The following is a 25,958-nucleotide window of genomic DNA, read 5'->3' on the forward strand; positions in this document are numbered from 1 at the left end:
GCCTGCTTCCACCGCGGCGACCGCAATGCCCACCACCAAAATCGGCACCGAAGTGGCCCGCAAGCTGGCACTCGCCGCCGGCGGCTGATGCTGCCTCTGCCTCATGAGGCTCTGCGCTGGCGTCGCCGAATGTGACGCCTACGCCAGGATGTGATCCGGCCCGGCGCGCGCGCGCCGGGCCGTTTATCTTGGGGCATGTCCAAGGTCTTCCTCAGCCCGGCGACCTTCGTGGGAGGATCGCTCGCCGGGGCCCTGCTCCTGGCGGCCTGGTTCGGCGCGTTCACGCGCGCGCCCGAGCCGGCGCCGGCTCCCACGTCCACGCATCGAGCGGCGGTGGCCGCGCAGGGCGACGGCGCGCCCGTGCCGCCGCCGCAGGTCGGCGCGGCCGTTGCCACGCCGGCCCAGGACGCGGATCTCGCCGCGAGTTGTCCGTCGCAGGTGCTGCTGGCGCCGGGCGGAGGCGGCGACGGCCGCTTCGCGCTGGAAGCCGTGCTGTCCTCGGCGGCGCAGGTGGAACCGTCCGCCTACCTGGCGGTGGCGCGCGAATCCGCCCAGCACGGGCAGCTGCACGACGCGGAAGTGGCCCTGCTGGCCGCCTGCCACGCGGCGGAGAGGGTTTCCGGCAGCCACTCGGTCGCCGTGGCGGACCTCAAGACCCGGATCGCGCAGCAGTACGTCGCCCTGGCGGCCTCCGAGGCCGCGGGCGCCGCGCGCGACGAACTGCTGAAACGCGCGGCCACGCTGCTGTCGAAGAGCGCGATCACCTATTCGGCGGCGCTGGGCCGCGAGGCCTCCAAGACCCGGCTCGCGGAGCAGCGCCTGGCGTCCCTGCACGACCCGGCCACGCTGCAACGGGCGCGGACGGATGCGAACGCCGACCCCGGCACGAGCGTGATGGGCGCCGCGCCGCGCTCGTCCGAGGAGGCCTCGGAGCGGACCACGGGCCCGCGCGGTGAGGCGTCGCGGCTGGTCTCCTCGGACCCGGAGCTGGCGCAGCTCGAAAGCGACCTGCGGCGGCTGCATGCGCAGGCGAGCAGCGTCACGCGCGACCCCGCCGGCCTGCGCCGGCGCGACAGCCAGGCGCTCGCGCAGCGCGACGCCGCTTGCGAGGACAAGGCCTGCCTCCTGCGCTGGTATGCGCAAAGGCGCCACCAACTGCTCGACGAGTTCTAGCCGTATATGCTCGCGGCTTCTTCCAGAAGGAGCCGCCATGCCCCTGTCGCAGGACCCCGAAACCCAGGCCGGCCTGGCCACCCGCCGCAAGGTGCTCGGCGACGAGTACGTGGAGGGCGCGCTGAGCCGAACCACGGCGTTCACCGATCCGATGCAGGAGCTGGTGACGAAGCACGCCTGGGGCAATACCTGGCAGCGCCCGGGCCTGGACCTGAAGACCCGCAGCATCGTGACCGTCTCGATGCTGGTGGCGCTGAACCGGCCGCACGAACTGAAGGCGCACGTGCGCGGCGCGCTGAACAACGGCGTGACGCGCGAGGAACTGCAGGAGATCTTCCTGCACGCGAGCGTCTATTGCGGCTTCCCGGCGGCGATCGATGCGCTGCGCACGGCGTCCGAGGTGGTGGACGCGAAGTAGCGCTCAGGACCCGGCCATCAGCTTGTGCACGAGATCGGCGGTGGTGTTCGCGCGGTACTTGCGCATCAGGCGCGCGCGGTAGATCTCGACCGTCCGGTGGCTGATCGCCAGCGTCTTGCCGATTTCCTTGGACGTCAGCCCGTCCAGCAGCCGCGCCGCCACCTCGCGTTCGCGCGCGGTGAGTTCGGCCTTCACCGGCCGCTGCGCGCTGAGGTCCTCGAAGGCCCAGATCCCCGCTTCGTGCGGCTCGTGCCGGTTGAGCGCGCGGCCGGTCACGTGGCACCAGAACACCTCGCCATTGGCCCGCTTCATGATGCGGTCATCCGCGTAGTGCCCCTTGGCATTGAGAATGGGGGCCATGCGGGCGCCCAGCCGCTCGTATTCGTCGGCGCTGGGGTAGAGCACCAGGAAGGACTCGCCCTTGAGCAATTGGTGCGACCAGCCGAACATCTCGCACAATGCGGTGTTGCAGTCCACGATGGCGCGGTTGCGCGAAACGCAAAGTCCCACGGGCGCAAGCTCGAAGGCGAGTCGGTAGTCGACGTCCATGACCACCCCTCTACGAATTACTACGTAACATCATAGGTAGTATCGTAGCGGGCCATTTGCCCGACTTCCCTGACGGGCGACGAAGGGCACCAGCAGGAGAGCGGAGTGAACAAGATCTATCCCAATGCGGCAGCGGCGCTGGCCGGCGTGATCAAGAGCGGCCAGCTGATCGCCGTCGGCGGTTTCGGCCTGTGCGGCATCCCGGAGGCGCTGATCGAGGCGGTGAAGGAGAGCGGCGTGCGCGACCTCACGGCCATCTCGAACAACGCCGGCGTCGACGGCTTCGGCCTCGGCAAGCTGCTGGAGACCCGGCAGATCAAGAAGATGATCTCGTCCTACGTGGGCGAGAACAAGGAGTTCGAGCGCCAGTTCCTGGCCGGCGAGCTCGAGCTGGAATTCACCCCGCAGGGCACGCTGGCCGAGAAGCTGCGCGCCGGCGGCGCGGGCATCCCGGCCTTCTTCACCAAGACCGGCGTGGGCACCATGGTCGCCGAAGGCAAGGAACTGCGCGAGTTTGGCGGCGACACCTACGTGATGGAGCATGCGCTGTTCCCCGAGGTGTCGCTGGTCAAGGCGGACGTCGCCGACCGCTCCGGCAACCTGCGCTTCAACCTGACGGCGCGCAACTTCAACCCGGCCGTCGCCATGGCCGGCAAGGTCTGCATCGTGGAAGTGGAGCGCATCGTGGCCACCGGCGAGATCGCGCCGGACGACATCCACCTGCCCGGCATCTACGTGCACCGCATCGTGCACAACCCCACGCCCGAGAAGCGCATCGAGAAGCGCACCACGCGTCCCGTCTGAGGAGGAAAGACATGCCCTGGACCCAAGAACAGATGGCCGCGCGCGCGGCCGAGGAACTGCAGGACGGCTTCTACGTGAACCTCGGCATCGGCATCCCGACGCTGGTGGCGAACTACACGGGCCACAAGGAAGTGTGGCTGCAGTCCGAGAACGGCATGCTGGGTATCGGCCCCTTCCCGACCGAGTCGGAGGTCGACGCCGACCTGATCAACGCCGGCAAGCAGACCGTCACCACCATCAAGGGCTCGTCGATCTTCGGCAGCCACGACAGCTTCGCGATGATCCGCGGCGGCAAGATCAACCTGTCCATCCTGGGCGCGCTGCAGGTCAGCGAGAAGGGCGACCTCGCCAACTGGATGATCCCCGGCAAGATGGTCAAGGGCATGGGCGGCGCGATGGACCTCGTCGCCGGCGTGCCGCGCGTGATCGTGCTGATGGAGCACGTGGCGAAGAAGAAGGACGGCACCGAGGACCTGAAGATCCTCCCGGACTGCACGCTGCCGCTCACCGGCAAGGCCGTGGTCGACCGCATCATCACCGACCTCGCCGTGATGGACGTGACGCCGCAGGGCCTGAAGGTCGTCGAGCTGGCGCCGGGCGTCGAGTTCGAATTCCTGCAGTCGAAGACGGGCGTCAAGCTGGTCCGCTGACGTGGACGGGGCGCAGGCCCTCGCCGGCCTCTGGCAGCTCGCCGGGCTGCCGGAGGAGGCGCTGGGCTGCGCCGACCTGGCCGGCGGCGATCCGGTCTATCCCTCGTCCTTCGCGGTCGCCACCGCGGCCCAATCCACCATCGCGGCGGCGGCGCTCGCCGCCTGCGAGCTCGGCCACCTGCGGGGCACGCCCCGGCAGCGCGTCGCCGTCGACGCGGTCCATGCGGCGGCCGAGTGCCTGGGCTGGTTCAGCCTCGACGGGCGCGAACCCCAGCTCTGGGACAAGTTCTCCGGCCTCTACCGCGCCCACGACGGCTGGGTGCGCGTGCACGCCAACTTCCGCCACCACCGCGAGGGCGCGCTGCGCCTGCTGGGGCTGCCGCCGGAAACGGCCGAGCGCCAGGCGGCCGAGCAGGCCCTGGCGCGCTGGGATGCATTCGACTTCGAGCAGGCCGCGGCCGAGGCCGGGCTGGTGGCGACGGCCCTGCGTTCCTTCGCGCAGTGGGACGCGACGCCGCAGGGGCAGGCCGTCGCCGCGCAGCCGCTGTTCACGCTCACCCGCATCGGCGAGGCGCCGCCGCGCGCGCTGCCGCCGCTCGGGCCGGCGCAGCGTCCGCTCGAAGGCCTGCGCGTGCTCGACTTCACGCGCATCCTCGCCGGCCCGGTGGGCGGCCGGGCGCTCGCGGCCTACGGCGCCGACGTGATGCTGGTCAATGCGCCGCACCTGCCCAACATCGAGGCCATCGCGGACACGAGCCGCGGCAAGCGGTCGGTGCTGCTGGACCTGCGCGCGCCCGAGGACCGTGCGGCCATGGACCGGCTGCTGGCGGACACCCACGTCATGGTGCAGGGCTACCGTCCCGGCGGCCTGGCCGGCCTCGGCTACGGGGCGGAGCAGGCGGCCGCGCAACGGCCCGGCATCGTCTACGTCTCGCTGAGCGCCTACGGCACGCAAGGCCCGTGGAAGGACCGCCGCGGCTTCGACTCGCTGGTGCAGACCGCCATGGGCTTCAACCAGGCGGAGGCCGAAGCGGCGGGCGATGCGCAGCGTCCGCGCCCGCTGCCCATGCAGATCCTCGACGAGGCGAGCGGCTACCTGATCGCCCTGGGTGCCGCCGCCGCGCTGCGCCGGCAGCAGCTGGAAGGCGGCAGCTGGCACGTGCAACTCTCGCTGGCGCAGACCGGCCACTGGATCCGCCATCTCGGCCGCGTGGCCGGCGGCTTCGCCGTCGCGCCGCCGTCGCTGGAGCCCTTCCTCGAAACACGGCCCTCCGGTTTCGGGCTACTCTGCGCCCTGCGCCACAGCGCCAGGCTGAGCCGGACGGCCGCCGCGTGGGTCCGGCCATCGGAACCGCCCGGCCGCTCGCCAGCCTGCTGGTGACGCCCGCTGCAGGAGGGGCGGGATGGGCGCTGACAATCGATCGGTGGCTTGACCTGCGCGCTTTGCACCATCGGGTGCTCATCATCGCGCCATGAATTCCGCGCCGCGTGCGCGTGGCGAAAGGACGAAAGATGAAACTGAAGCTTGCACTGCTGGGTGGCCTGCTCCTCGTGGGCGCCAATGCCATGGCCTGCTACACGGTGTACGACTCGGGCAACCGCGTCGTCTACCAGGGTCCCCTGGCGCCGGTCGACATGAGCCTGCCGCTGCACGAGGCCCTGGCGCAACGCTTCCCGCGCGGCGTGCAGATGGTCTTCAACCAGAGCGCCAACTGCCAGCCGGTCGGCCTCGGGCAGGTACCGCGCCCGACGGGCGCCGACGTGCCGCCGAACACGATCCGGATGGAGCGCACGAATGCGCCGTCTTCCTCGTCCGGGCCCTCGCCGCTGTTCACCGACCGCCTCACCGCCGAACGCGCGCAGCTGCCGCACACGCAGGTGGCGGGCGACATCGTGGTGGTGCCGCCGCTGGCCGCCGACCGCGCGATGCACGCGGCGGTGACCGTGCTGCCGGCGACCACTGTCGCCGCCGCGCCGGCCGCCCCGGACACGAGGTCCCTGGGCGCGGGGCCGGCGCGTCCGTCCACCGCGCGCCCGAAGGTCGTGATCACCGAGATGCGCGATCCGCCGCTGACCGTCATCGAGACCGACGGCACGCGGATCATCACGCCGCAGTAGCCTTGGGGAACGGCCGGCTCAGGAACCTCGACCCGGCCATCCCGAAGCGCCACGGCACCTCCGCCGCCTTCGAGATTCCGATGCGCGGCCCCACCACCACGGCGTGCTCGCGCTCCGCCGCGTGCACCGCGAACGGCCGCTGGTCCAGCCGGTGCCCGTTCATCGCGTGCACGATCCCCAGCGCCTGACCCACGCGCCCCGGCCCCGAGCACAGCAGCCGCGGCTCGTGCACCCCGCGCCGCTCGCACATCTCGGCCACGCCCTCCAGCGGCTCGATGGCGCGGATCAGCACCCCCGCGCCATGCCCTTCCTCGCGGCACACGAAGTTGAGGCACCAATGGATGCCGTACGAGCGGTACACGTAGGCGCGCCCGGGCGGCCCGAACATCGCCTGGTTGCGCGGCGTCGGCCCCGAGTGGCTGTGCGAGGCGGGGTCCTCGCGGTCGTAAGCCTCGGTCTCGACGATCCGCCCGCCGACCCCATCGACCAGCAGCACCGCGCCGATCAGCATGCGCGCCACTTCGGGCGCGTCGCGCAGGAAGTCGGCCGGCCTCAGCGGCCTAGGCATGCTCGGCTTCCTCCTCGTCGGTGCTCTCGCCGAGGAAGCCGCCGCTCTGGTGCGCCCACAGGCGCGCATACAGGCCGCCGCGCGCCAGCAGCGTGCGGTGGTCGCCTTCCTCCACGATGCGGCCCTGGTCCAGCACCACCAGCCGGTCGAGCGCGGCGATGGTGGACAGGCGGTGCGCGATCGCGATCACCGTCTTGCCCTGCATCAGTTCCTGCAGGCTGGCCTGGATCGCCGCTTCCACCTCGGAATCCAGCGCGCTGGTGGCCTCGTCCAGCAGCAGGATGGGCGCGTCCTTGAGCATCACGCGGGCGATCGCCACGCGCTGGCGCTGCCCGCCCGAGAGCTTCACGCCGCGTTCGCCGACGTGCGCGTCGTAGCCCTTGCGGCCCTGCGGGTCGCCGAGCGTGGCGATGAATTCGTGGGCCTGCGCCCGCTTCGCCGCCCGCACCATCTCCTCTTCGGTCGCCGTCGGCCGGCCGTAGGCGATGTTGTCGCGCACCGAGCGGTGCAGCAGCGAGGTGTCCTGCGTGACCATGCCGATGCAGGCGCGCAGGCTGTCCTGCGTGACGCCGGCGATCTCCTGCCCGTCGATCAGGATGCGGCCGCCCTCCACGTCGTAGAAGCGCAGCAGCAGGTTCACCAGCGTCGACTTGCCGGCGCCCGAGCGGCCGATCAGGCCCACCTTCTCGCCGGGGCGGATCACCAGGGAGAAATCGTCGATCACCGGCGGCACCTTGCCGTAGCCGAAGCGCACGTGCTCGAAGCGGACCTCGCCGCGCGTCACGTGCAGGGCGGGCGCGGCGGGCCGGTCCACCACCAGCTGGGGGCGGGTGAGGGTGGCGATGCCGTCCTGGATGGTGCCGATGTTCTCGAACAGCGAGGCCATCTCCCACATGATGTTGGTGCCCATGCCGCTGATGCGCAGGGCCATGGCGGTGACGGCGGCCACCGCGCCGGGGCCGACCTCGCCGGCGTTCCACAGCGCCAGGGCATAGCCGCAGGAGGCGAGGATCAGGAACACCGTGACCAGGTGGTTGACGATGTTCAGGCTGCTCACCAGCCGCATCTGGCGGTAGCCGGTGTTCATGAACTCGGTCATGGCCTGGCGGGCGAAGCCGGCCTCGCGGTTCGTGTGCGAGAACAGCTTGACCGTGGAGATGTTGGTGTAGGCGTCGGTGATGCGGCCGGTCATCAGCGCGCGGGCATCGGCCTGCTTCTTGCCGATGCGGCCCAGGCGCGGCACGAAGTACCAGACCGAGAGGCCGTAGAGGACCATCCAGGCCAGGAAGGGCAGCATCAGCCTGGAATCGAAGCCCGCCGTGAGCCCGAGGATCGCCACGAAGTAGACGCCCAGCCCGATGACGATCTCGATGAAGGTGAACAGCAGCTCGCGTACCGCCAGGCCGGTCTGCATCACCTTGGTCGTGATGCGGCCGGCGAATTCGTCGGAGTAGAAGCCGATGCTCTGGCCGAGCATCATGCGGTGGAAGTTCCAGCGCAGCCGCAGGGTGAAGTTGATCGACAGGGTCTGGTGCTTGAGCGTGGTGTAGCCCGCGAGCAACGCGGTGCTCGCCAGCAGGATGGCCGCGAAGGCGAGGACGGTGGTGCGTTGTTCCTGCCACAGCTGGCCCGGGTGGGTGCGCGTGAGCCAGTCGACGATGCGCCCCAGCACCGAGAACAGCCAGGCCTCGTAGGCATTCAGGCCCGCGGCCAGCACGGCCAGCAGCAGCAGGTAGCCGCGCAGGCCGGCCGTGCAGGCCCACAGGAAGGCGAAGAAGCCCTTGGGGAGATCCTGCGGAACCTGTTCCGGATAGGGGGGGACCAGTTTTTCGAACAGCCGGAACAAGCCAGGGACTCCGCGGGGGTGAAGGTGTGGGAAGTTTGTACGGAATCCGGCCCGCGTGAGGGCGGAGTGCCGGGCTTCGTGGTCGATCGGCCGAAAAAGCTGTATAAACAGACAGTAGTTTAACTGCCATGACCGCCGCTGCCCCTGCCCCCGAGTGTCCCCTGCCGCCTCAGGTCTGGCGCGGCCGCGAGCTCGCGCAGGCGCAGGAACGCACCCTGGCCACCGGCCATGCCGCGCTCGATGCCCAGCTTCCGGGCGGCGGCTGGCCCCTGGGCAGCCTGGTCGAAGTGCTGCAGGAGGAACAGCAGCAGCACGTCTGGCAATTGCTCGGGCCGGCGCTGGCGCAGGCCATGCAGGCCCGGGGCGAGCCCGCGGTGCTGGTCGACGCGCCTTACCAGCCGTTCGGGCCTTCCCTGCGCGCGCTGGGCATCGTGCCGGAGCGGCTGCTGTGCGTGCGGGCCGACAAGCCGGCCGCCCGGCTGTGGGCGGCCGAACAGTCCCTGCGCTGCGCCGATGTGTGCGCCGTGCTGGCCTGGCTGCCGCAGGCCCGCAGCGAGGACCTGCGCCGCCTGCACCTGTGCGCCCAGGCTTCCGAGAAGCTGCTGGTGGTGTTCCGCCCCGTGCCGGCCCGCAACCACGCCTCCCCGGCGCGGCTGCGGCTGCTGGTGCAGGGCGCGGAGGAGCTGCAGGTGCGGATCCTCAAGCGCCGCGGCCCGCCGCTGCTGCAGCCGCTGGCGCTGCAGGCCCAGCCCGCGCGGCTGTCGGCGCTGCTGGCCGCGCGCAAGTCCCGGCGCCAGCCCGAGCCGGTCACCGTTTCGAGGAGTGGATCGCATGTACTGGATCGCACTGCAACCCTCGCCGGATGAAGACCGCATCGCCTGGGGCTGGCGCGCCTTGCAGTTCACTCCCCGGGTGGCGTCGGTCGACGAGGCGATCCTGCTCGAGGCGGGCGCGTCCGAGCGCCTGTTCGGCGGCCGCAGGCGCCTGCTGCGGCGGCTGCTGAAGGAAGGCTGCGAGCTGCGGTTCGATGCGTGGGCTGCCGGGCCCACCGCGCTGGTGGCGCTGTCGCTGCTGCGGCTCAAGCGCGCCGGCCGGGATGCTCCGGAGGAGGTCCCCGAGGACCTGCCGCTGGCCACCCTGAGCGCCGCCGCGCCCCATCTCGCGACCCTGGAGCGCATCGGCTGCACCACCTTCGGCCAGCTGCGCTCGCTTCCGCGCGCCGGCGTGAGCCGCCGCTTCGGCGCGGAACTGCTGCAGGCCCTGGACAGCGCCCATGGGCAGCGGCCCGAGCGCTATCCCTGGCTCACGCTGCCGCCGGAGTTCGACCAGAAGCTGGAGCTGCCGGCGCTCGCCACCTCGGCGCCGGACTTGCTGTTCACGGGCCAGCACCTGCTGACGCGATTGCAGTCCTGGCTGCAGGCGCGCAACCTCGGCGTGCTGGCGCTGGAACTGGAATGGACGCTGGACCTGCGCCGGCTCGATGGCAGGCCGCTGCCGCCCAGCGAGCGGCTCGCACTGCGGACCTCGCAGCCGACGCAGGAGATCCAGCACCTGCGGCGGCTGGCGACCGAGCAGCTCGCCCGCACCACGCTCTCCGCGCCCGCCAATGCGCTGCGCCTGCGCACGCTGGAGACGGTGCCCTGGGGCGGCGTCACGACCAGCCTGCTGCCGGAGGACAGCAAGCCGGGGGAGAAGCTGCACCAGCTGGTGGAGCGGCTGAGCGTACGGCTGGGGGAGGAGAACGTGAGCCTGCTGCAGCCGGTGCAGGACCACCGGCCGGAATGCATGCAGAAGCGGGTGCCGGCGCGCACCCGTCCTTCCCGCGCAGGGGGGAATCCAGGGCTTGCGGAAGGCGCTCCAGCGGCGGACCCCTGGACGAACCAGGAAGCCCTGTATCCGCCCTGGATCCTGCGCGAACCCCTGAAGCTGCAGGTCAAGGCCGACAAGCCCTGCTACCAGGGTCCGCTGCAGCTGCTCACGCGCGCGCGCCGGCTGGAAGCCGCCTGGTGGGACGCGCGGGAGGAAGCCCCGGTCCTGCGCGACTACTTCATCGCCCGCAGCGCCTCGGCGGGCCTGCTGTGGATCTTCCGCGAGCGGCTCGCCGCCGACCAGGACCGCGCCCGCTGGTTCCTGCACGGCCTGTACGCCTGAAGGAGCCGCCATGGCCTGGCTGCCCGATTACGCCGAGCTGCATTGCCTTTCCAATTTCAGCTTCCAGCGCGGCGCCTCGCATCCGCAGGAACTGGTGCAGCGGGCCCACGAACTGGGCTACACGGCGCTGGCGATCACCGACGAATGTTCGGTGGCCGGGGTGGTGCGCGCGCACGGCGAGGCGAAGAAGCTCGGGCTCAAGCTGCTCCTGGGCTCGGAATTCGCGCTCGACGGCTTCCGGCTGGTGGCGCTGGCGCGCGACGTGCGGGGCTGGGGCAACCTGTGCGAGTTCGTCACGCTGGCGCGCCGGCAGGCGGAGAAGGGCGAATACCTCTGCTCGCGCGCGGGCAGCGATTTCGCGCTGCTGGCCGGCTGCGAGATCCTGCTCGCGCCGGAGCACGGCCTGCCCTTCGAAGACCTGTGCGAGCGCATCGACTGGGCGCAGGAGCGCTTCGGCCGCAGCGCCTGGCTCGCCGCCGAACTGCTGCTCGAAGGCGCCGACGAACTGTGGCAGCAGACCCTGCAGCAGGCCGCGGAGGCGACCGGCATCGCCATCGTCGCGGCCGGCGACGTGCACATGCATGCGCGTTCGCGCAAGCCGCTGCAGGACGTGATGACGGCCGTCCGGCTGGGCAAGGCGGTGTCGGAGTGCGGCTTCGAACTGCAGCCGAATGCCGAACGCCACCTGCGCCACCGCATGCGCCTGGCCACCCTCTATCCCGCCGGGTGGCTGGAGAACACCATCGCGGTGGCGGACCGCTGCGGCTTCAGCCTGGAGGAGATCAGGTACCAGTACCCGCAGGAGACCGTGCCGGCGGGGCTGACCCCGCGCCAGGCCTTGCGCCGCTTCACCATCGAGGGCGCGCGCGAGCGCTATCCGCAGGGCGTGCCCTGGCGCGTGCGCCGGCAGCTGGTGCGCGAGCTGGACCTGATCTCCGACTGCGCCTACGAGATGTACTTCCTGACGGTGCACGACATCGTGCGCCACGCGCGCTCGCTGAAGATCCTGTGCCAGGGCCGCGGCTCGGCGGCCAATTCCGCCGTCTGCTACTGCCTGGGCATCACGGCGGTCGACCCGGCGCGCTCCGACCTGCTGTTCGAGCGCTTCATCAGCCGCGAGCGCAAGGAGCCGCCCGACATCGACGTCGACTTCGAGCACGAGCGGCGCGAGGAGGTGATCCAGTACATCTACCGCAAGTACGGCCGCGAGCGCTCCGCCATCGCCGCGGTGGTGGCGAGCTACCGCACGCGCAGCGCGATCCGCGACGTGGGCAAGGCGCTGGGCGTGCCCGAGGCGCTGGTGGACGCCTTCGCCAAGGACCACTTCTGGTTCGACGAGCGCGAGCTGCGCGTGGGCAAGATGGGCGAGCTGGCGGCGGACCTGGGCGTGGAGGTGCCCGCGAAGACGCTGGCGCTGTGGATGGAGCTGTCCGAGGAGCTGATGGGATTCCCGCGCCACCTGTCGCAGCACGTGGGCGGCTTCGTGCTCACGCAGGGCAAGCTCACGCGGCTGGTGCCGGTGGAGAACGCGGCGATGCCGGACCGCTCGGTGATCCAGTGGGACAAGGACGACCTCGACGAGATGGGCCTGCTGAAGGTGGACGTGCTGGCCCTGGGCATGCTCACCGCGATCCGCCGCTGCCTCGATTTCGTGGGCCAGCGGCGCGGCCGTCCCTTCGCTCTCACCGACATCCCGGACAAGGACCCGGCCACCTACGCCATGATCTGCCGCGCCGACACGGTGGGCGTGTTCCAGATCGAGAGCCGGGCGCAGATGTCGATGCTGCCGCGGCTGAAGCCGGAGAAGTTCTACGACCTCGTGATCGAGGTCGCGATCGTGCGGCCGGGGCCGATCCAGGGCGGCATGATCCATCCCTACCTGAAGGCGCGCGAGCGCCTGCGCGAGGGCGGGCAGGTCCGCTTCGAAAGCGAGGCGCTGCGGCCGGCGCTGGAGCGCACGCTGGGCATCCCGATCTTCCAGGAGCAGGTGATGCAGATCTCGATGATCGCCGCCGGCTTCTCCGCCGACGAGGCCGACCAGCTGCGCCGCTCCATGGCCGCGTGGAAGCGCAGCGGCGGCGTGCACCGGTTCCAGGACCGCCTGATCCAGGGCATGCTGAAGAACGGCTACCGCCAGGAATTCGCCGAGAGCATCTTCAAGCAGATCCTGGGCTTCGGCGAATACGGCTTCCCCGAAAGCCATGCCTACAGCTTCGCCCTGCTGGCCTACGACAGCAGCTGGCTCAAGTGCCACGAACCCGAGGCCTTCCTCGCCGCCATGCTCAACTCGCAGCCCATGGGCTTCTATGCGCCCGCGCAGTTGATCCAGGACGCGCAGCGGCATGGCGTGACGGTGCTGCCGCCGGATGTTTCCTTCAGCGACTGGGATAGCAAGTTGTGGGCGGATAGCAAATTGGGGTCAGATTCCAATTTCTCCTCGGAGAAATTGGAATCTGACCCCAATTTGCGGCCCCATTTGCACCCCAATTTGCGGCCCGCCGTCCGCCTCGGCCTGCGCCAGGTCGGCTCGCTCAGCGAAGCCGGCGCACAGCGCATCGTGCAGGCGCGCGCCGCGCGTCCGTTCGCGAACGTCGAAGACCTCGCGCTGCGCGCGCAGCTCGATCTGAAGGACCTCAACGCGCTCGCGGCGGCCGACGCGCTGCGGTCGCTGGCCGGGCACCGCCGCCAGCAGGTGTGGGAAGCCTCCGCGCAGCAGAAGGCGCCCGACATGCTGCGCGACGCGCCGATCGACGAGCAGCAGCTGCTCCTGCCCGCCGCGAAGGAGGGCGAGGAGATCTTCTTCGACTACAGCGCGATGGGCTTCACGCTGCGCCGCCACCCGGTGGCGCTGCTGCGCTCGCGCCTGGCGCGCCTGAAGCTGCTGACCGCCCGGGAGCTGGACCAGTTGCCGCACAACCGGCGCGCCGCCGCCTGCGGCCTCGTCACCGTGCGCCAGCAGCCGCAGACCGCCAACGGCACGATCTTCGTCACCCTGGAAGACGAGACGGGGCCCGTCAACGTGATCGTGTGGAAGCACGTGCGCGAGCGCCAGCGCGAGGCACTGCTGCATTCGAAGCTGATGGCCGTGCGCGGCGTGTGGCAGCGCGACGTCGACAGCGGCGGCCAGGTGAAGCACCTGATCGCCGAGCAGCTGGAAGACCTCACGCCCCTGCTCGGACGCCTGGGGGGCCATCGGGGCTCGCGGGACTTCCACTGACGGCGGGCTGCGCCCTCAGTGCTGGATCGCGTTGTGCGGCAGGTGCAGCAGCAGCCGGATCAGTTCCGGCTGGCGGTTGGTGGAGGTCTTCTCGTAGACCGACCGCAGCTACTTGCGCACCGTGTCGTGCTGCGTGCCCTGCAGCGCGGCGATCTGCTTGAGCGACTGGCCCTCGGCGAGCAGCGTCGCGATGCGCGCCTCCGCCGGCGTGAGGCCGAACACCGCATAGAGCAGGCCGGAGTCGATCGCGGGCGCGGAGGCCGGGTGGTAGAACAGCAGCATCACCACCGGCCGCAGGCCGAAGGTGCCCATCGCGCCCTGCGGCGACAGCCCGGTGAAGAAGGCGTACACCGATTCGCCGCTGCCCGGCGGCGCGATGTGCAGCGAACGGAATTCGCCGGCCAGGGCCCCCTTGGAATCCTCGCCCGCCCCGCCGGCCTTGACGCCCTGTTCCAGTTCGGCGCACTGCCGCAGCAACTCGCGCAGCTGCGGCTGCGGCAGCTCCAGCCGGCCCTCCATGACCTGCACCAGCCGCGTCGACCGCATCAGCTCCTGCGCGGCCTCGTTGGTGTGGATCACCTTGCCGTCGGGGCTGGCGAGGATCACCGGCTGCCGCAGCTTGTTCACCAGCAGGTGGCCCACCAGCGCCTGGGTCGAATAGACGAAGTTCTGCAGGCTGATGCGGCAGGCGCGCTGCAGGTGCGGCAGCAGGCGATCGGCGAAGGCGAGCGCCGCGCCCGTGAGCGGGCCCTCGGACTCCCCGCCGTGGGTGGAGAAGATGACGGCGGCCTGCTCCGTGTCCACCAGCTTGCAGGCGCTCAGGTAGCGACGGTCGTAGGGCAGCAGGAAGTCCTGGTAGATCGGCGCCCCCAGGGTGCCGGGCGGCAGGTCGTCCGGGCAGTGCATCCAGTCGCCGGTCGGCCGCTGCATCAGCATCGGCAGCCGCGGATCCTCGAAGCGGTAGCGCTGCAGGTAGGCCAGCTCGCCCTCGACGGGCAGTTCGGCGCCGTCGCTGTACGAGAGCGTCCCGTGGAGCTTGTCGATCCCCAGCATGTGGATCGACTTCACGCCGAGCGCCTTCTGCAGCTCCCCGTAGACGAAGCGCCAGCGCCCCGGATGTTCGGCGGCTTCGTAAGCGAGATCGAGGAGCCGGTGGAACGACGGTTCCGACAAGTCCATGGAAGGCCTTCGCTGTTCTTGTGCGTTCTCGACGGCCCGCCGGGTGGGGCGCCACGGTCCAGTTTAGCGGCGCCGGCTGGGGGGAAGCGTTCGCGGCGGGGCAGGGCTTACCCGCTGGCCAGGGGCCTCTGCTCGTCCATGAGCGGCCACGACATGGCCCGAAAGTCCAATGCACGCGGCGGGGGGCGAAGCCTAGTGTTCACTTGCCGCAAGTTGCTGCGCACGAGAGGGGAGCTCCCATGAAGCCAAGCACGCCGGAAGAGGCAGTCGCCCTCATCCCCGACGGCGCGAGCCTGATGATCGGGGGATTCATGGGCGTGGGCACGCCCGAGCGCGTGATCGACGAACTCGTGCGGCAGGGGCGGCGCGGGCTCACCGTCATCGCCAACGACAGTGCGATCCCCGGCCTGGGCATCGGCAAGCTGGTCGCCGCCCGGGCCCTGCGCAAGCTGGTGGCCAGCCACATCGGCCTCAACCCGGAAACGCAGAAGCAGATGCTGGCGGGCGAACTGGAGGTCGAGCTGGTGCCGCAGGGCACCCTCATCGAACGCATCCGCGCCGGCGGGCACGGGCTGGGCGGCATCCTCACGCCCACCGGTGTCGGCACCGTGGTGGAAGAAGGCAAGCGCCGGATCGAGGTCGACGGCCGGGCCTTCCTGCTGGAGACTCCCCTGCGCGCCGACTTCGCCCTGGTCCAGGCCTTCATGGCCGACTACGCCGGCAACCTGGTCTATGCCCTCACGGCCCGCAACTTCAACCCGGTGATCGCCATGGCCGGCGCCACCGTGATCGCGGAAGTCGAACAGATCGTGCCGGTCGGCATGATCTCGCCGGACCACGTCGTCACGCCTTCGGTGCTGGTCGACTATCTCGTCGGGAGGGCTTGACCATGGATGCGCAGACCCTCATCGCCCGCCGCATCGCGCTGGAACTGCGGGAAGGCATGCTCGTCAACCTCGGCATCGGCATCCCGACGCTGGTGGCAGGCTACGTGCCCGCCGGCATGCACGTGCACTTCCAGTCGGAGAACGGCCTCATCGGCACCGGCCCGATTCCCGAGCAGGCGATGGCGCAGCCCCGGCTCACCGATGCGGGCGGTCGCCCGGTGACCGCCCTCCCGGGGGCCGCCACCTTCGACAGCGCCATTTCCTTCGGGCTGATCCGCGGCGGCCACGTCGACATGACGGTCCTTGGCGGCCTGCAGGTCGACGCCGGCGGCCTGTTGGCCAACTGGATGATCCCGGGCAAGATGGTGCCCGGCATGGGCGGCGCGATGGACCTCGTAACCGGGGCGCGGCGCGTGGTCGTGGCGATGCAGCACACCGCCAAGGGCAAGTCCAAGATCGTGCCGCAGTGCAGCCTGCCGCTCACCTCGGTGCGGCCGGTGGACCTGGTGGTCACCGAACTGGCCGTGATCGCGCAGCAGGGCGGGCGCCTGCGGCTGGTCGAGACGGCGCCGGGCGTCAGCGTCGAACAGGTGCTGGCGGCCACGGAAGCGAAGCTCGAGGTCGCCGACGACGTGCGACCCATGCCGCTCGAATGAAGCGGCCGGTCGGCCGGCCGGAGTCCGGACCCAGCGGAGGCCCCATGATGAACCGTCGTCGCGCGCTGCTGTACACCACCGCCCTGTGCGGCCTGGCGGGTTGCGCCGCCGTGCCGGGGCACGACCCCGTGCAGGTGACGGTGGTGAACATCGATCCCATCGAGGGCGAGAGCCTCGAGTTGCGCTTCCTGTGCAAGCTGCGCCTGCAGAACCCCAACGACAGCGCGATCGCGTTCCGCGGCGCGGTCATCGACCTGCAGGTGCGCGGCACGACCCTGGCCTATGGCGTCAGCGACGTGGAGGGGACGGTGCCGCCCTTCGGCGAGGCGCTGGTGGAGGTGCCGGTCACGATCTCGGCGCTGCGCGTGGCGCGCCAGGCCATCGGGATGGCCATGGGGGACGGCCTGCAGGGCCCGATCGACTACGTGCTGCTGGGAAAGCTGGGCGGGCCGATGTTCGGGACGGTGCGCTTCGAGTCGCGCGGGGTGTTGAACCTCGGGGGCAAGAAGGCGGGCGCGGGCGGCGGCTGAACACCATCGCGTAAACATTCGAAAACCCCGCTTGCCGGACGCCGTGCGATCTGGCAACGTCGGCGCCTCGACCGGAGGTGGTTCCATGAGCGAGATTGCTCGCGGGCTGGTTCCCGCTCCCATGGCGACGAGCGAATCCATGGCGGTGTCGGTTCCCTTGTGGCCCCTGCCGGCCGTGGCGGCGCTGTTGCCGGCGCTTGCCGTCGTGCTGGTTCTCACCCTTTACACGGGGCAGAAAGGGGTGTTCTGCAACCCCTTCGTCCAGGATTGCATCTCGATCAGTCGCATGGCCAAGACCGGCCTGGCCAACCAGGTCTTCCGCGCCGGGGTCCTGCCGGGCGCCGCCCTGCAACTGCTCACCTGGATGATGGCGGTCCACGCCCTGGCCGCGGCCGGCCTGCCGCGGCGGCAGGCGAAGCTCATGTCCCGCCTCGGGATCGCTGCCGCGGCCATGCTGGTGGTGTACGGGTCCTTCCTGGGCAGCGACGGGGCGGCGTACCAGTGGCTGCGCCACTGGGGCACGGCCACCTACTTTTCGGGCACCTATTTCGCCATGCTCCTGTTCGCCCGGTCGGCCGAGCGTCTCCATCGGTCCGATGGCCTCGCGGTCCCGCGCCTGCACCTGGTACTGCTGCAGATCCTGCTGCTGTTCATCACCTGCGTGTGCCTTGTCCATGCGTCGGTGCTGATCTCCGGGGAGAAGTCCTGGGTGCACCGCCTCGAGAACCTGACGGAGTGGTGGAGCGCGCTGGCCATGACGCTGGTCTTCCTGACGATCGCGGATCTGTGGAGGCGCTGGGGCGTGCGGGCGGATGTGCGCGCGCAGCATGCCCTGCCGGGGCAGTCACCCATCGCGTTCAGGCCTGAGTAGGAACGGTTTTCGGCCGAGGGATTGGCACTGGCCGGGAGAATCGCGGCCGGCGTGTGAATGGGCGTTCCGGGAAACGGCTTAGAATCCGTTTCCGAACCGCGGGCGTCGTTCAATGGTAGGACCTGAGCTTCCCAAGCTCAAGACGTGGGTTCGATTCCCATCGCCCGCTCCAGCGCTTCGCGCCCTTCGCGGCAATTCCCGGCGCAAATCCACCCCCTGCCAACCTTGAGCACGGTCAAACTCCGTGCACGCGGCGCCGCGCCCGCGCTCCACGGGCGGGCTTTTCTCACCCTCGGGAAGGCGGCCCACCTATATTGGCCCGCATGAAACAAGAAGTAGCGGTGGCACCGCGCGAGGTCGCGGGCATCGACGCATGGGAGGTTCCGGGGTTGATCGGTGCGGAGCTCGCGCACCACGTCTCGCCCGCGCTCGAAGTCGTCCGGCGGCTGCGCGCCGCCGGCCTGATGACGCATTCCGAGGCCCGCGCCTTCACCGAGGCCGCGGACCACCTGCAGCGCATCGCCCTCACCAGCCAGCAGATCACCCGCCTCGCGCACGGGCGCATGCGCCAGGCGCACGAGTGCGTGGACCTGTCCGCGGTCGTGCGCCAGGTGCTGTCGGAGAACGAGCGGCGCTACCGGCGCCTGGGCATCGCGATCGAGCCGCACCTGCATCCTATCGAGGTGGTCACCGACCCGGCCCTGCTGGTGAGCCTGTGCGAGATCGCCCTGGAGTGCGCCGCCTGCGACGGCGAACGCCTGCAGGTGTGGCTGGCCATGCAGCACTGGCCGGAGAACGCGCTGCTCACGATCCGCTCGCGGCCGCATTCGCGCGACGGCCGCGACGTGGAGGCCTCGCACAACCTGCACTGGATCTACCTGTGCCGGCTGGCCGAAGCCACCGGCGCGACGGTGCGGCGCACCAGCGAGACCGAGTTCGTGCAGATCACGGTGGAGTTCCCGCGCACCGTGCGGCAGCTGGGCGGCCTGACGGCCATGGAGCTCGACGCGGGCGGCGACGCGCAGGACTCCGCCAGGCTCGCCGGCCACCACGTCCTGCTGGTCACCACCCATCGCGAAACGGCCTGGCAGGTCGGCCACGTGTGCCGGCAGATGCGGCTGGTGCTGGACGAGGTGCAGGATTGCGCGCAGGCCCTGCGTTTCTGCGAACTCGAGATGCCGGACATGATCGTGATCGACGAAGCGGGGCGCGACGCGGCGCAGTTCGAGGCCTTGCGCCAGAAGATGCTGCGCGAGAGCATCAACTTCCCCTGCCTGGAGATCGTGGAGGCGGCGAACGTCGTCGAGCTCGGCACGTGGCACGACGGCGCGAGCAGCCGCGTGAGCCGCGCGGAACTGCGGCAGCAATTGCAGCCGCTGCTGGCGATGGAACTCGGGAAGGTGTTGTGAGGGCGGCCTACGCGACCCCGAACACCTGGCGCAGGTAGGCCAGGAAGGTCTCGTCGGTTGCCAGCGTCTTTCCCGGCGCATCCGACAGCTTCGCCACCGGCTGGTCATTCACCTCCACCAGCTTCATCACGATGTTCAGCGGCGTGATCCCCACGTCGTTGGTGAGCTGGGTGCCGATGCCGAAGCCCATGCTCACGCGGTCGGCGAAGTGGCGGTACAGGGTGAGCATCTTCTCCACGTCGAGGCCGTCGGAGAACACCAGCCGCTTGCCGTGCGCGTCGATGCGCAGCCGCGCGTAGTGCGCCAGCGCCTTCTCGCCCCAGGCGACGGGGTCCCCGGAATCGTGGCGCAGGCCGTCGAACAGCTTGGCGAAGTAGAGGTCGAAATCGGCCAGGAAGGCGTCCATGCCCACCGTGTCGGTGAGCGCGATGCCCAGGTCGCCGCGGTACTCCTGCACCCATTCCTCCAGGGCGGCCCGCTGGAAGTCGCGCAGCCGCACGCCCGTGGCCTGGAAGGTCTGCAGGTACTCGTGGCCCATGGTGCCGATCGGCGTGAGGCCGAACTCGCGCGCCAGCAGCACGTTGGACGTGCCCTTGAAGAACTGCGGCAGCTCGCGCGCCAGCGTGCCCACCACTTCGCGCTGCCACTCGCGCGCATAGCGGCGCCGCACGCCGAAGTCGAAGAACTCGAAGGGATGGGCCAGGGCGGGCTCGTGCGCGAAGGCTCGCAGCACGGCGATCTTCGCGGCGAGGCGGCGCCGGCCCTCGGAGCGCGCCGCCTCCGCGTCGAAGCGGCGGAAGTACAGCTCGTTGACGATCGCCAGCACGAAGATCTCGAAGCTCATCACGTGCACCTGCGGGCCGCGCGCGTCGATGCGCAGCTGCCCGCCTTCGGCCCAGGCCCGGATGAACTCGCGCTGGAACTGGAAGATCCGCAGGAAGTCGATGAAGTCGCCGCGGAGGAAGCGCAGCGTGCCCAGGAACTCCAGCTCGTCGTGCCGGAAACGCAGGCTGCACAGGTGGTCCAGCTGCGCTTCCACCTCGCCCAGCAGGTCCGCCAGCGGGTACGCCGGCGCGTTGCGCAGCACGAAGCGGTACAGCGCCCGCGTCCCCGGGTGCCGGTGCAGCATGGGCTGCCACATCGTGAACTTGTAGAGGTCGGTGTCCAGCAGGCTCAGGACGACGGGATCGGTGGCCATGGCGCGAGGGTAAGTAAAAAGGAGCCCCGCATGGGGCTCCTTCGTCGGGGAGGGGCGGTGATCAGCCGCCTTCCGCGTCGTGCTTCCGGTCCGCGGGGACCGGGCCGCCCTGCGTACCGCCGCCCTGCGGATAGCCGCCGGTGGGCCACTGCGCGCGCTCCGCCTGCTCGCGCGCCCGCTCGCCCATGTTCTCGGCCATCTGCTTCATCTCGCCGGACTTCTCCTGCGCCTTCGCGTACCACTTGCGCAGGATCTCGCCGGCAGTCTCGCGGCCACCGAGGCCGAAGGCCAGGCCCATGCCGAGTGCAATCGCACCCACCACCGCCATGAACAGGGTGTTGACCAGTTCGGTGGCGATGCCCAGCTGGTTGACCGCGACCACCAGGGCGAAGGCCCAGACGATCACCGCCGCCGTCCTGGCCAGGAAGTTGCTGTTGGACAGGCCCGCTTCGCTCGCCGTGCCGCGCACCAGGTTGCCCAGCGCACGGGCTGCCAGTCCACCGATCACCAGCACCACCATCGCGACGACCACGTTCGGGAGCCACAGCAGCAGTTGGCGCAGCACTTCGGACACCGCCGGCAGGCCCAGCGCGTCGAAGGCGACCACCAGTGCGATCAGGCGCACGAACCACTTGACGACGAGGCCGATCATGCCGGCCGCATCGGTATCCATCCCCATCCTGTGGACGAAGTCCGTCAGCCCGGCTCGCTGGGCCAGGTCGTTGAAGCGGATCTTGCGCAGGATGGCCGCCAGCCCGCGCTCGATCAGCGAGGCGATGAACCAGCCCGCGATGACGATCAGCGCGAAGCCGATGATCTTCGGTATGGCGGAGAACAGCAGCGCCATGGCTGCTGCGAGCGACGTGAACATGGCGTCGCTCCAGTGGGTGACTGCGGTGGGCATGAAAGGGACCTCCAGATGCGGGAACGTTGCGGGACTTCCGCACACTGTCGTCCGCTGGAGGCATCACCCAAGTCGGCGCCGGTCAGCGACGGCTGTAGGAGTTCTTTACAAAACGGAAGGGCGGTGTCCGGCACCGCCCGCACAGTCACTTCAGGACGTCGCCCACGCAGAGGTACTTGATCTCCACGTACTCGTCGATGCCATGGTGCGAGCCTTCGCGGCCCAGGCCCGACTGCTTGACGCCGCCGAAGGGCACGTGCTCGGTGGCGATGATGCCGACGTTGATGCCCACCATGCCGTACTCCAGCGCTTCGCTCACGCGGAAGATCCGGCCCACGTCGCGGCTGTAGAAGTAGCTGGCCAGGCCGAACTCGGTGTCGTTCGCCGCGGCGATGGCTTCCTGCTCCGACTTGAACTTGAAGACCGGCGCCAGCGGGCCGAAAGTCTCCTCGCGCGCGCACAGCATGTCGCCGGTGGCGCCGGAGAGCACCGTCGGCTCGAAGAACTGGCCCTGCAGCCGGCTGCCGCCGGTGACGACCTGCGCGCCCTTGGCCTTCGCGTCGTCGAGGTGCTTCTGCACCTTGTCCACCGCGGCCGGCTCGATCAGCGGGCCCTGCACCACGCCTTCCTCGAAGCCGTTGCCCACCTTCATCGTCCTGACCTTGGCGGCGAACTTCTGCACGAACTGGTCGTACACGCCTTCCTGGACGTAGAGGCGGTTGGCGCAGACGCAGGTCTGGCCCGCGTTGCGGTACTTGCTGGCGATCGCGCCTTCCACCGCCGAATCGATGTCGGCGTCGTCGAACACGATGAAGGGCGCGTTGCCCCCGAGTTCCAGCGACAGCTTCTTGACGGTGGGCGCGCTCTGCGCCATGAGGATGCGGCCCACTTCGGTGGAACCGGTGAAGCTGATGTGGCGCACGGTGTCGCTGGCGCAGATCACCTTGCCGATGGCGATGCTGTTGGCGCCGTCGGCCGGCAACAGGTTCAGCACGCCGGGCGGGATGCCGGCGCGCATCGCCAGTTCGGCGGCGGCCAGCGCCGTCAGCGGCGTGAGTTCGGCCGGCTTGATCACCACCGGGCAGCCGGCGGCCAGCGCCGGCGCCACCTTGCGCGTGATCATGGCCAGCGGGAAGTTCCAGGGCGTGATGGCGGCGCAGACGCCGATCGGCTGGCGGATCACCAGCAGGCGGCGGTTGTTGTCGAACTGCGGCAGGGTCTCGCCGTTGATGCGCTTGGCCTCCTCGGCGAACCATTCGACGAAGCTGGCGCCGTAGGCGACTTCGCCCTTGGCCTCGGCGAAGGGCTTGCCCTGTTCCGCGGTCATCAGGCGGCCCAGGTCCTCCTGGTTGGCCATCAGCAGGTCGTACCACTTGCGCAGGATGAGGCTGCGCTCCTTGGCCGTCTTGCCGCGCCAGGCGGGCCAGGCGGCGTTGGCGGCGGCGATGGCCTGCTCGGCGTCCCTGGGGCCCAGGTTGGCGACGTCGGCGAGCTTCATGCCGGTGGCCGGGTCGTGCACGTCGAAGCGCGAGGGGCCCTTCAGCCATTGCCCGTCGATGAGGGCATCGGTCTTGAGGAGGGTCGGGTCTTTCAGAAGCGAGAGCGGCGAGGCTTTCATGTCCATGGTCTATCTCCTGGCGGGTCCGGTTCTGTCCGGTCAAGCATACGGCACTCCCTCTCCCGCCTTGCGGGAGAGGACGGATTCAATTCATCTGCTGTCGCCGGCCGCGCAGCCACTCCAGCACCCCCATCAGCGAGGTCGTGAACAGGATCAGCAGGGTCGCCGCCGCCGCGATCGTCGGGTTGATGTTCTCCCGGATGCCCGTGAACATCTGCCGCGGCAAGGTGGCCTGTTCCGGCCCGGCGATGAACAGCGTCACGACCACTTCGTCAAAGGAGGTCGCGAAGGCGAACAAGGCCCCCGAGATCACCCCCGGCGCGATCACCGGCAGCGTCACGCGGAAGAAGGTCTCCAGCGGCCCGGCGCCCAGGCTCAGCGAGGCCCGCACGAGGTTGTGGTTGAAGCCCTGCAGCGTCGCCAGCACCGTCGTCACCACGAAAGGCGCGCCCAGCGCGGCATGCACCAGGATCAGCCCGGTGTAGCTGTCCGACAGCCCGAGCTTCGCGAAGAACAGGTAGCAGGCCACCGCGACCACCACCACCGGTACCACCATCGGCGCGATCAGCAGGCTCATGAGGAGCCCCTTGCCGGGGAAGTTGGTGCGCGCCAGCCCCACGGCCGTGAGCGTCCCCAGCACCGTCGCGACCAGCGTCGCGGCCGGGGCGACGATGAAGCTGTTCTTCGCCGCGCGGGTCCAGTCCGGCGAGGTGAACAGGTTCTCGTACCACTGCAGCGACCAGCCCGGCATGGGATAGGCGAGGAAGCTGCTGCTGGAAAAGGACAGCGGCATGATCACCAGGATCGGCAGCAGCAGGTACAGCAGCACGGCGGCGCAGAACAGGCGCACGGCCCACCAGCCGGCCTTGTCCGCGAGGGTGTAGTAGGCAGGGAAGTTCATCGTCTTCAGCCGAGGCTCAGGTCGGCCTGCGCGACGCGCCGGTACAGCGCGTACAGGACCAGGGTGGCACCGAGGAGGATCGCGCCGAGCGCGCAGGCCATGCCCCAGTTCACGTCCACGTTGGTGTACTGGGCGATGTAGTAGCTGAGCATCTGGTCGTTCGCGCCGCCCAGCAGGGCCGGGGTCACGTAGTAGCCGATGGCGAGGATGAACACCAGCAGCGCACCGGCGCCGACGCCCGGCAGCGTCTGCGGCACGTAGACGCGGAAGAAGGCGGCCAGCGGCGGACTCCCCAGCGACACGGCCGCGCGCACGTAGGTGGCCGGCACCGACTTCATCACGCTGTAGATCGGCAGGATCATGAACGGCAGCAGGATGTGCACCATGGACACCAGCACGCCGGTGCGGTTGAACAGCAACGTGAACGGCTCGTTGATGAGGGACGCTGCCATCAGCGTCTTGTTCACCAGCCCTTCGCGCTGCAGCAGCACGATCCAGGCAGCCACGCGTACCAGGATCGAAGTCCAGAACGGCACCAGTACCAGGATCATCAGCAGGTTGGCGCGCCGCGCCGGCAAGGTGGAGAGCCACCAGGCGAGCGGATAGCCGAGCAGCAGGCACAGCAAGGTGACCTCCGCACTGATCTCGAAGGTGCGCAGCAGGATGCGGCCGAACACCTGCTGGTCGTCGGGCATGCGCTCGATCGCGCCGTCGGCGCCGCGGCGGAAGTCCACCGAGGCGAGCAGGTAGTTGGCGGTCCAGCGCGAGGCGTTGTTCGCGATGGCCTGCCAGTACTTCGTGTCGGCCCAGCGGCCGTCGATCTCCAGCAGCTTGTCCCGCACGGCTTCATTGCTCAGGCCGGCGGGCAGGGGCATGGCGCGGTAGCTGCCCATGACCAGGGAGCGGGCGCCGGACGCCTCGGTGTTGAGGCGCCGGGCCAACGCGCCGGCATCGGAGCCTTCGCGCAGCGAGGACAGGTCCTGCGCCAGCGCCGCGAAGGCGGCGGCCGGCGGCTGGGCCCGCCCGTCCCAGCCGTCCAGCGCGTCGGAGGTGCGCGGCAGCGCCTGCACCACCTCCGGGTTCTGCACGGCGCGCAGCAGCAGGGCGCCGATCGGCACCAGCAGCGTGAACAGCAGGAACAGGAACAGCGGCAGCGTGAGCGCCAGCGCCCGGGTGCGGCGGGCGCGCTCGCCGCGGCTGAGGGCGCGCGCCAGCCGCGCGGAGTCCGCGAGGGGGACGGCGGGTAGCGTGGTGGCGCTCACGTCGGGACCTTACTGCTGCGTGGACCAGGAGGCGAAGCGCTTCTCGAGTTCCTCGCCCTGGTCGGCCCAGAACTTGATATCGAGCTGCACTGCGCTGGCGGCGTTGGCGGGCGCCGTCGGCAGCTGCGCCAGCACGTTGGGCGGCAGCTTGGCCAGCGCCTTGGTGTTGGTCGGGCCGTAGGAGATGTTCTTCGCGTACTCGGCCTGCGCATCCGGCGAGGAGGCCAGGGCGATGTACTTCTGCGACAGCTCCTTGTTCGGCGCGCCCTTCGGGATCACCCAGTAGTCCAGGTCATAGATGCTGCCGCCCCAGCTGATCTTGAGGTTGCGGCCTTCGCGCTGCGCGGCGTCGATGCGGCCGTTGTAGGCGGTGGTCATGGCCACGTCGCCGGCCACCAGGAACTGCGGCGGCTGCGCGCCGGCTTCCCACCACTGGATGTTCGGGCGCAGTTCCGTCAGCTTCTTGAAGGCGCGATCGGCGCCGGCCTTGGTGGCGAGAACCTTGTAGACCTCCTGCGGCTTGACACCGTCGGCCATCAGCGCGAACTCGAGGTTGTAGCGCGCGCCCTTGCGCATGCCGCGCTTGCCAGGGAAGGTCTTCACGTCCCAGAAGTCGGCCCAGCTCGTGGGCGCCTTCTTCAGCTTGTCGGCGTTGTACGCCAGGACGGTGGACCACACGAAGGCCCCGATGCCGCACTCGTGCACGGCGGCCGGCTGGTAGTCGGACTTGTTGCCCACCTTGGCCCAGTCCAGCTTCTCGAACAGGCCTTCATCGCAGCCGCGCGTGATGTCCGGGCTCTCGACCTCGACCACGTCCCACACCACCTTGCGGGTCTCGACCATCGCCTTGATCTTGGCCTGCTCGCCGTTGTATTCGACGCTGACGATCTTGCCGGCGCCGGACTTCTCGAAGGGTTCCACGTAGGCCTTCTTCTGCGCCGCGCCGTTGGCGCCGCCGAAGTTGACCACCGTGAGGGTGCTCTGCGCCACTGCGGGCAGCGCCATCGCGGCCACGGCCGCGGCAATGAAGATGCGGGTCTTGTTCATGT

General features: G+C 69.9%; 24 protein-coding genes and 1 tRNA gene. 15 read left to right on the forward strand and 10 right to left on the reverse strand.

Going from position 1 to position 25,958, the window contains the following annotated elements:
- The first annotated feature begins 195 nt into the window (after positions 1-195).
- Complete coding sequence (locus tag JJ685_RS26960) at positions 196-1,173, forward strand: lysozyme inhibitor LprI family protein (protein ID WP_201677482.1); 978 nt, start codon at positions 196-198, stop codon at positions 1,171-1,173.
- A 37-nt stretch (positions 1,174-1,210) separates the two neighbouring features.
- Complete coding sequence (locus tag JJ685_RS26965) at positions 1,211-1,591, forward strand: carboxymuconolactone decarboxylase family protein (RefSeq protein ID WP_201677483.1); 381 nt, start codon at positions 1,211-1,213, stop codon at positions 1,589-1,591.
- Between the two features lie 3 nt (positions 1,592-1,594).
- Here the strand turns inward: JJ685_RS26965 and JJ685_RS26970 are convergent, their stop codons facing one another.
- A complete protein-coding gene (locus JJ685_RS26970; protein ID WP_201677484.1) occupies positions 1,595-2,140 on the reverse strand; it encodes a LuxR C-terminal-related transcriptional regulator in 546 nt (181 codons plus the stop codon).
- A gap of 105 nt (positions 2,141-2,245) precedes the next feature.
- Between JJ685_RS26970 and JJ685_RS26975 the strand changes: the two genes are divergently transcribed.
- The 4 genes from JJ685_RS26975 to JJ685_RS26990 all read left to right on the forward strand — a co-directional run bounded on the left by JJ685_RS26975 (position 2,246) and on the right by JJ685_RS26990 (position 5,712).
- Complete coding sequence (locus JJ685_RS26975) at positions 2,246-2,944, forward strand: CoA transferase subunit A (RefSeq protein ID WP_201677485.1); 699 nt, start codon at positions 2,246-2,248, stop codon at positions 2,942-2,944.
- Between the two features lie 11 nt (positions 2,945-2,955).
- Complete coding sequence (locus JJ685_RS26980; RefSeq protein ID WP_201677486.1) at positions 2,956-3,594, forward strand: 3-oxoacid CoA-transferase subunit B; 639 nt, start codon at positions 2,956-2,958, stop codon at positions 3,592-3,594.
- A 1-nt stretch (position 3,595) separates the two neighbouring features.
- Positions 3,596-4,975 (forward strand): CoA transferase, encoded by a 1,380-nt coding sequence (locus JJ685_RS26985; RefSeq protein ID WP_201677487.1) that lies wholly within the window; start codon positions 3,596-3,598, stop codon positions 4,973-4,975.
- A gap of 131 nt (positions 4,976-5,106) precedes the next feature.
- The gene (locus JJ685_RS26990) at positions 5,107-5,712 is read left to right on the forward strand and encodes a hypothetical protein (RefSeq protein ID WP_201677488.1); all 606 of its coding nucleotides are present in this window, start codon (positions 5,107-5,109) and stop codon (positions 5,710-5,712) included.
- Here JJ685_RS26990 and JJ685_RS26995 read toward each other — a convergent pair.
- Positions 5,699-6,280: a DNA-3-methyladenine glycosylase gene (locus JJ685_RS26995; RefSeq protein WP_201677489.1), complete on the reverse strand. Its 582-nt coding sequence runs from the start codon at positions 6,278-6,280 to the stop codon at positions 5,699-5,701. The genes JJ685_RS26990 and JJ685_RS26995 overlap by 14 nt on opposite strands.
- Positions 6,273-8,126 (reverse strand): ABC transporter ATP-binding protein, encoded by a 1,854-nt coding sequence (locus tag JJ685_RS27000; RefSeq protein WP_201677490.1) that lies wholly within the window; start codon positions 8,124-8,126, stop codon positions 6,273-6,275. The genes JJ685_RS26995 and JJ685_RS27000 overlap by 8 nt, the downstream gene beginning before the upstream one ends.
- A gap of 128 nt (positions 8,127-8,254) precedes the next feature.
- Between JJ685_RS27000 and imuA the strand changes: the two genes are divergently transcribed.
- Genes imuA through JJ685_RS27015 form a run of 3 tightly spaced genes read left to right on the forward strand, consistent with a single transcriptional unit; the run spans position 8,255 to position 13,494 of the window.
- Entirely contained in the window at positions 8,255-8,992 is a 738-nt protein-coding gene (imuA, locus tag JJ685_RS27005; protein WP_201677491.1) for a translesion DNA synthesis-associated protein ImuA, read from the forward strand.
- Positions 8,958-10,277: a Y-family DNA polymerase gene (locus JJ685_RS27010; RefSeq protein WP_201677492.1), complete on the forward strand. Its 1,320-nt coding sequence runs from the start codon at positions 8,958-8,960 to the stop codon at positions 10,275-10,277. Before imuA ends, JJ685_RS27010 begins: the two co-directional genes overlap by 35 nt.
- Before the next feature lie 10 nt (positions 10,278-10,287).
- The gene (locus JJ685_RS27015; RefSeq protein WP_201677493.1) at positions 10,288-13,494 is read left to right on the forward strand and encodes an error-prone DNA polymerase; all 3,207 of its coding nucleotides are present in this window, start codon (positions 10,288-10,290) and stop codon (positions 13,492-13,494) included.
- 108 nt (positions 13,495-13,602) lie between these two features.
- Here JJ685_RS27015 and JJ685_RS27020 read toward each other — a convergent pair whose 3' ends face one another.
- The gene (locus JJ685_RS27020) at positions 13,603-14,673 is read right to left on the reverse strand and encodes a helix-turn-helix transcriptional regulator (RefSeq protein ID WP_201677494.1); all 1,071 of its coding nucleotides are present in this window, start codon (positions 14,671-14,673) and stop codon (positions 13,603-13,605) included.
- Positions 14,674-14,912: 239 nt separating this feature from the next.
- Between JJ685_RS27020 and JJ685_RS27025 the strand changes: the two genes are divergently transcribed.
- The 6 genes from JJ685_RS27025 (at position 14,913) to JJ685_RS27050 (ending at position 19,026) form a co-directional block, all read left to right on the forward strand.
- Complete coding sequence (locus JJ685_RS27025) at positions 14,913-15,560, forward strand: CoA transferase subunit A (protein WP_201677495.1); 648 nt, start codon at positions 14,913-14,915, stop codon at positions 15,558-15,560.
- A 2-nt stretch (positions 15,561-15,562) separates the two neighbouring features.
- Complete coding sequence (locus JJ685_RS27030) at positions 15,563-16,216, forward strand: 3-oxoacid CoA-transferase subunit B (RefSeq protein ID WP_201677496.1); 654 nt, start codon at positions 15,563-15,565, stop codon at positions 16,214-16,216.
- A gap of 44 nt (positions 16,217-16,260) precedes the next feature.
- Positions 16,261-16,746, forward strand: coding sequence for an LEA type 2 family protein (locus tag JJ685_RS27035; RefSeq protein WP_236599325.1), 486 nt, complete (start codon positions 16,261-16,263; stop codon positions 16,744-16,746).
- An 85-nt stretch (positions 16,747-16,831) separates the two neighbouring features.
- Positions 16,832-17,617, forward strand: a complete 786-nt coding sequence (locus JJ685_RS27040) for a hypothetical protein (protein ID WP_201677497.1) — start codon at positions 16,832-16,834, stop codon at positions 17,615-17,617.
- Between the two features lie 98 nt (positions 17,618-17,715).
- Positions 17,716-17,789 (forward strand) — tRNA-Gly (locus JJ685_RS27045).
- Positions 17,790-17,940: 151 nt separating this feature from the next.
- A complete protein-coding gene (locus JJ685_RS27050; protein WP_201677498.1) occupies positions 17,941-19,026 on the forward strand; it encodes a histidine kinase in 1,086 nt (361 codons plus the stop codon).
- Between the two features lie 7 nt (positions 19,027-19,033).
- On the opposite strand, the gene pncB is transcribed toward JJ685_RS27050, so the two are convergent.
- The 6 genes from pncB to JJ685_RS27080 all read right to left on the reverse strand — a co-directional run bounded on the left by pncB (position 19,034) and on the right by JJ685_RS27080 (position 25,956).
- Complete coding sequence (pncB, locus tag JJ685_RS27055; protein WP_201677499.1) at positions 19,034-20,224, reverse strand: nicotinate phosphoribosyltransferase; 1,191 nt, start codon at positions 20,222-20,224, stop codon at positions 19,034-19,036.
- A gap of 61 nt (positions 20,225-20,285) precedes the next feature.
- On the reverse strand, positions 20,286-21,128 hold the full coding sequence (locus JJ685_RS27060) for a mechanosensitive ion channel family protein (RefSeq protein WP_201677500.1): 843 nt from the start codon (positions 21,126-21,128) through the stop codon (positions 20,286-20,288).
- Positions 21,129-21,273: 145 nt separating this feature from the next.
- Positions 21,274-22,752, reverse strand: a complete 1,479-nt coding sequence (locus JJ685_RS27065; RefSeq protein ID WP_201677501.1) for an NAD-dependent succinate-semialdehyde dehydrogenase — start codon at positions 22,750-22,752, stop codon at positions 21,274-21,276.
- 79 nt (positions 22,753-22,831) lie between these two features.
- Positions 22,832-23,647: an ABC transporter permease gene (locus tag JJ685_RS27070; RefSeq protein ID WP_201677502.1), complete on the reverse strand. Its 816-nt coding sequence runs from the start codon at positions 23,645-23,647 to the stop codon at positions 22,832-22,834.
- A 5-nt stretch (positions 23,648-23,652) separates the two neighbouring features.
- Positions 23,653-24,909: an ABC transporter permease gene (locus JJ685_RS27075; RefSeq protein ID WP_201677503.1), complete on the reverse strand. Its 1,257-nt coding sequence runs from the start codon at positions 24,907-24,909 to the stop codon at positions 23,653-23,655.
- Positions 24,910-24,918: 9 nt separating this feature from the next.
- Positions 24,919-25,956 carry an ABC transporter substrate-binding protein gene (locus tag JJ685_RS27080; protein WP_201677504.1) on the reverse strand — a complete coding sequence of 346 codons (1,038 nt, stop codon included), beginning with the start codon at positions 25,954-25,956 and terminating at the stop codon, positions 24,919-24,921.
- Positions 25,957-25,958 lie beyond the last annotated feature (2 nt).

Origin of the sequence: Ramlibacter monticola (genome assembly GCF_016722785.1) — a bacterium.
In the GTDB taxonomy this organism is placed as follows: Bacteria; Pseudomonadota; Gammaproteobacteria; order Burkholderiales; family Burkholderiaceae_C; genus Ramlibacter; species Ramlibacter monticola.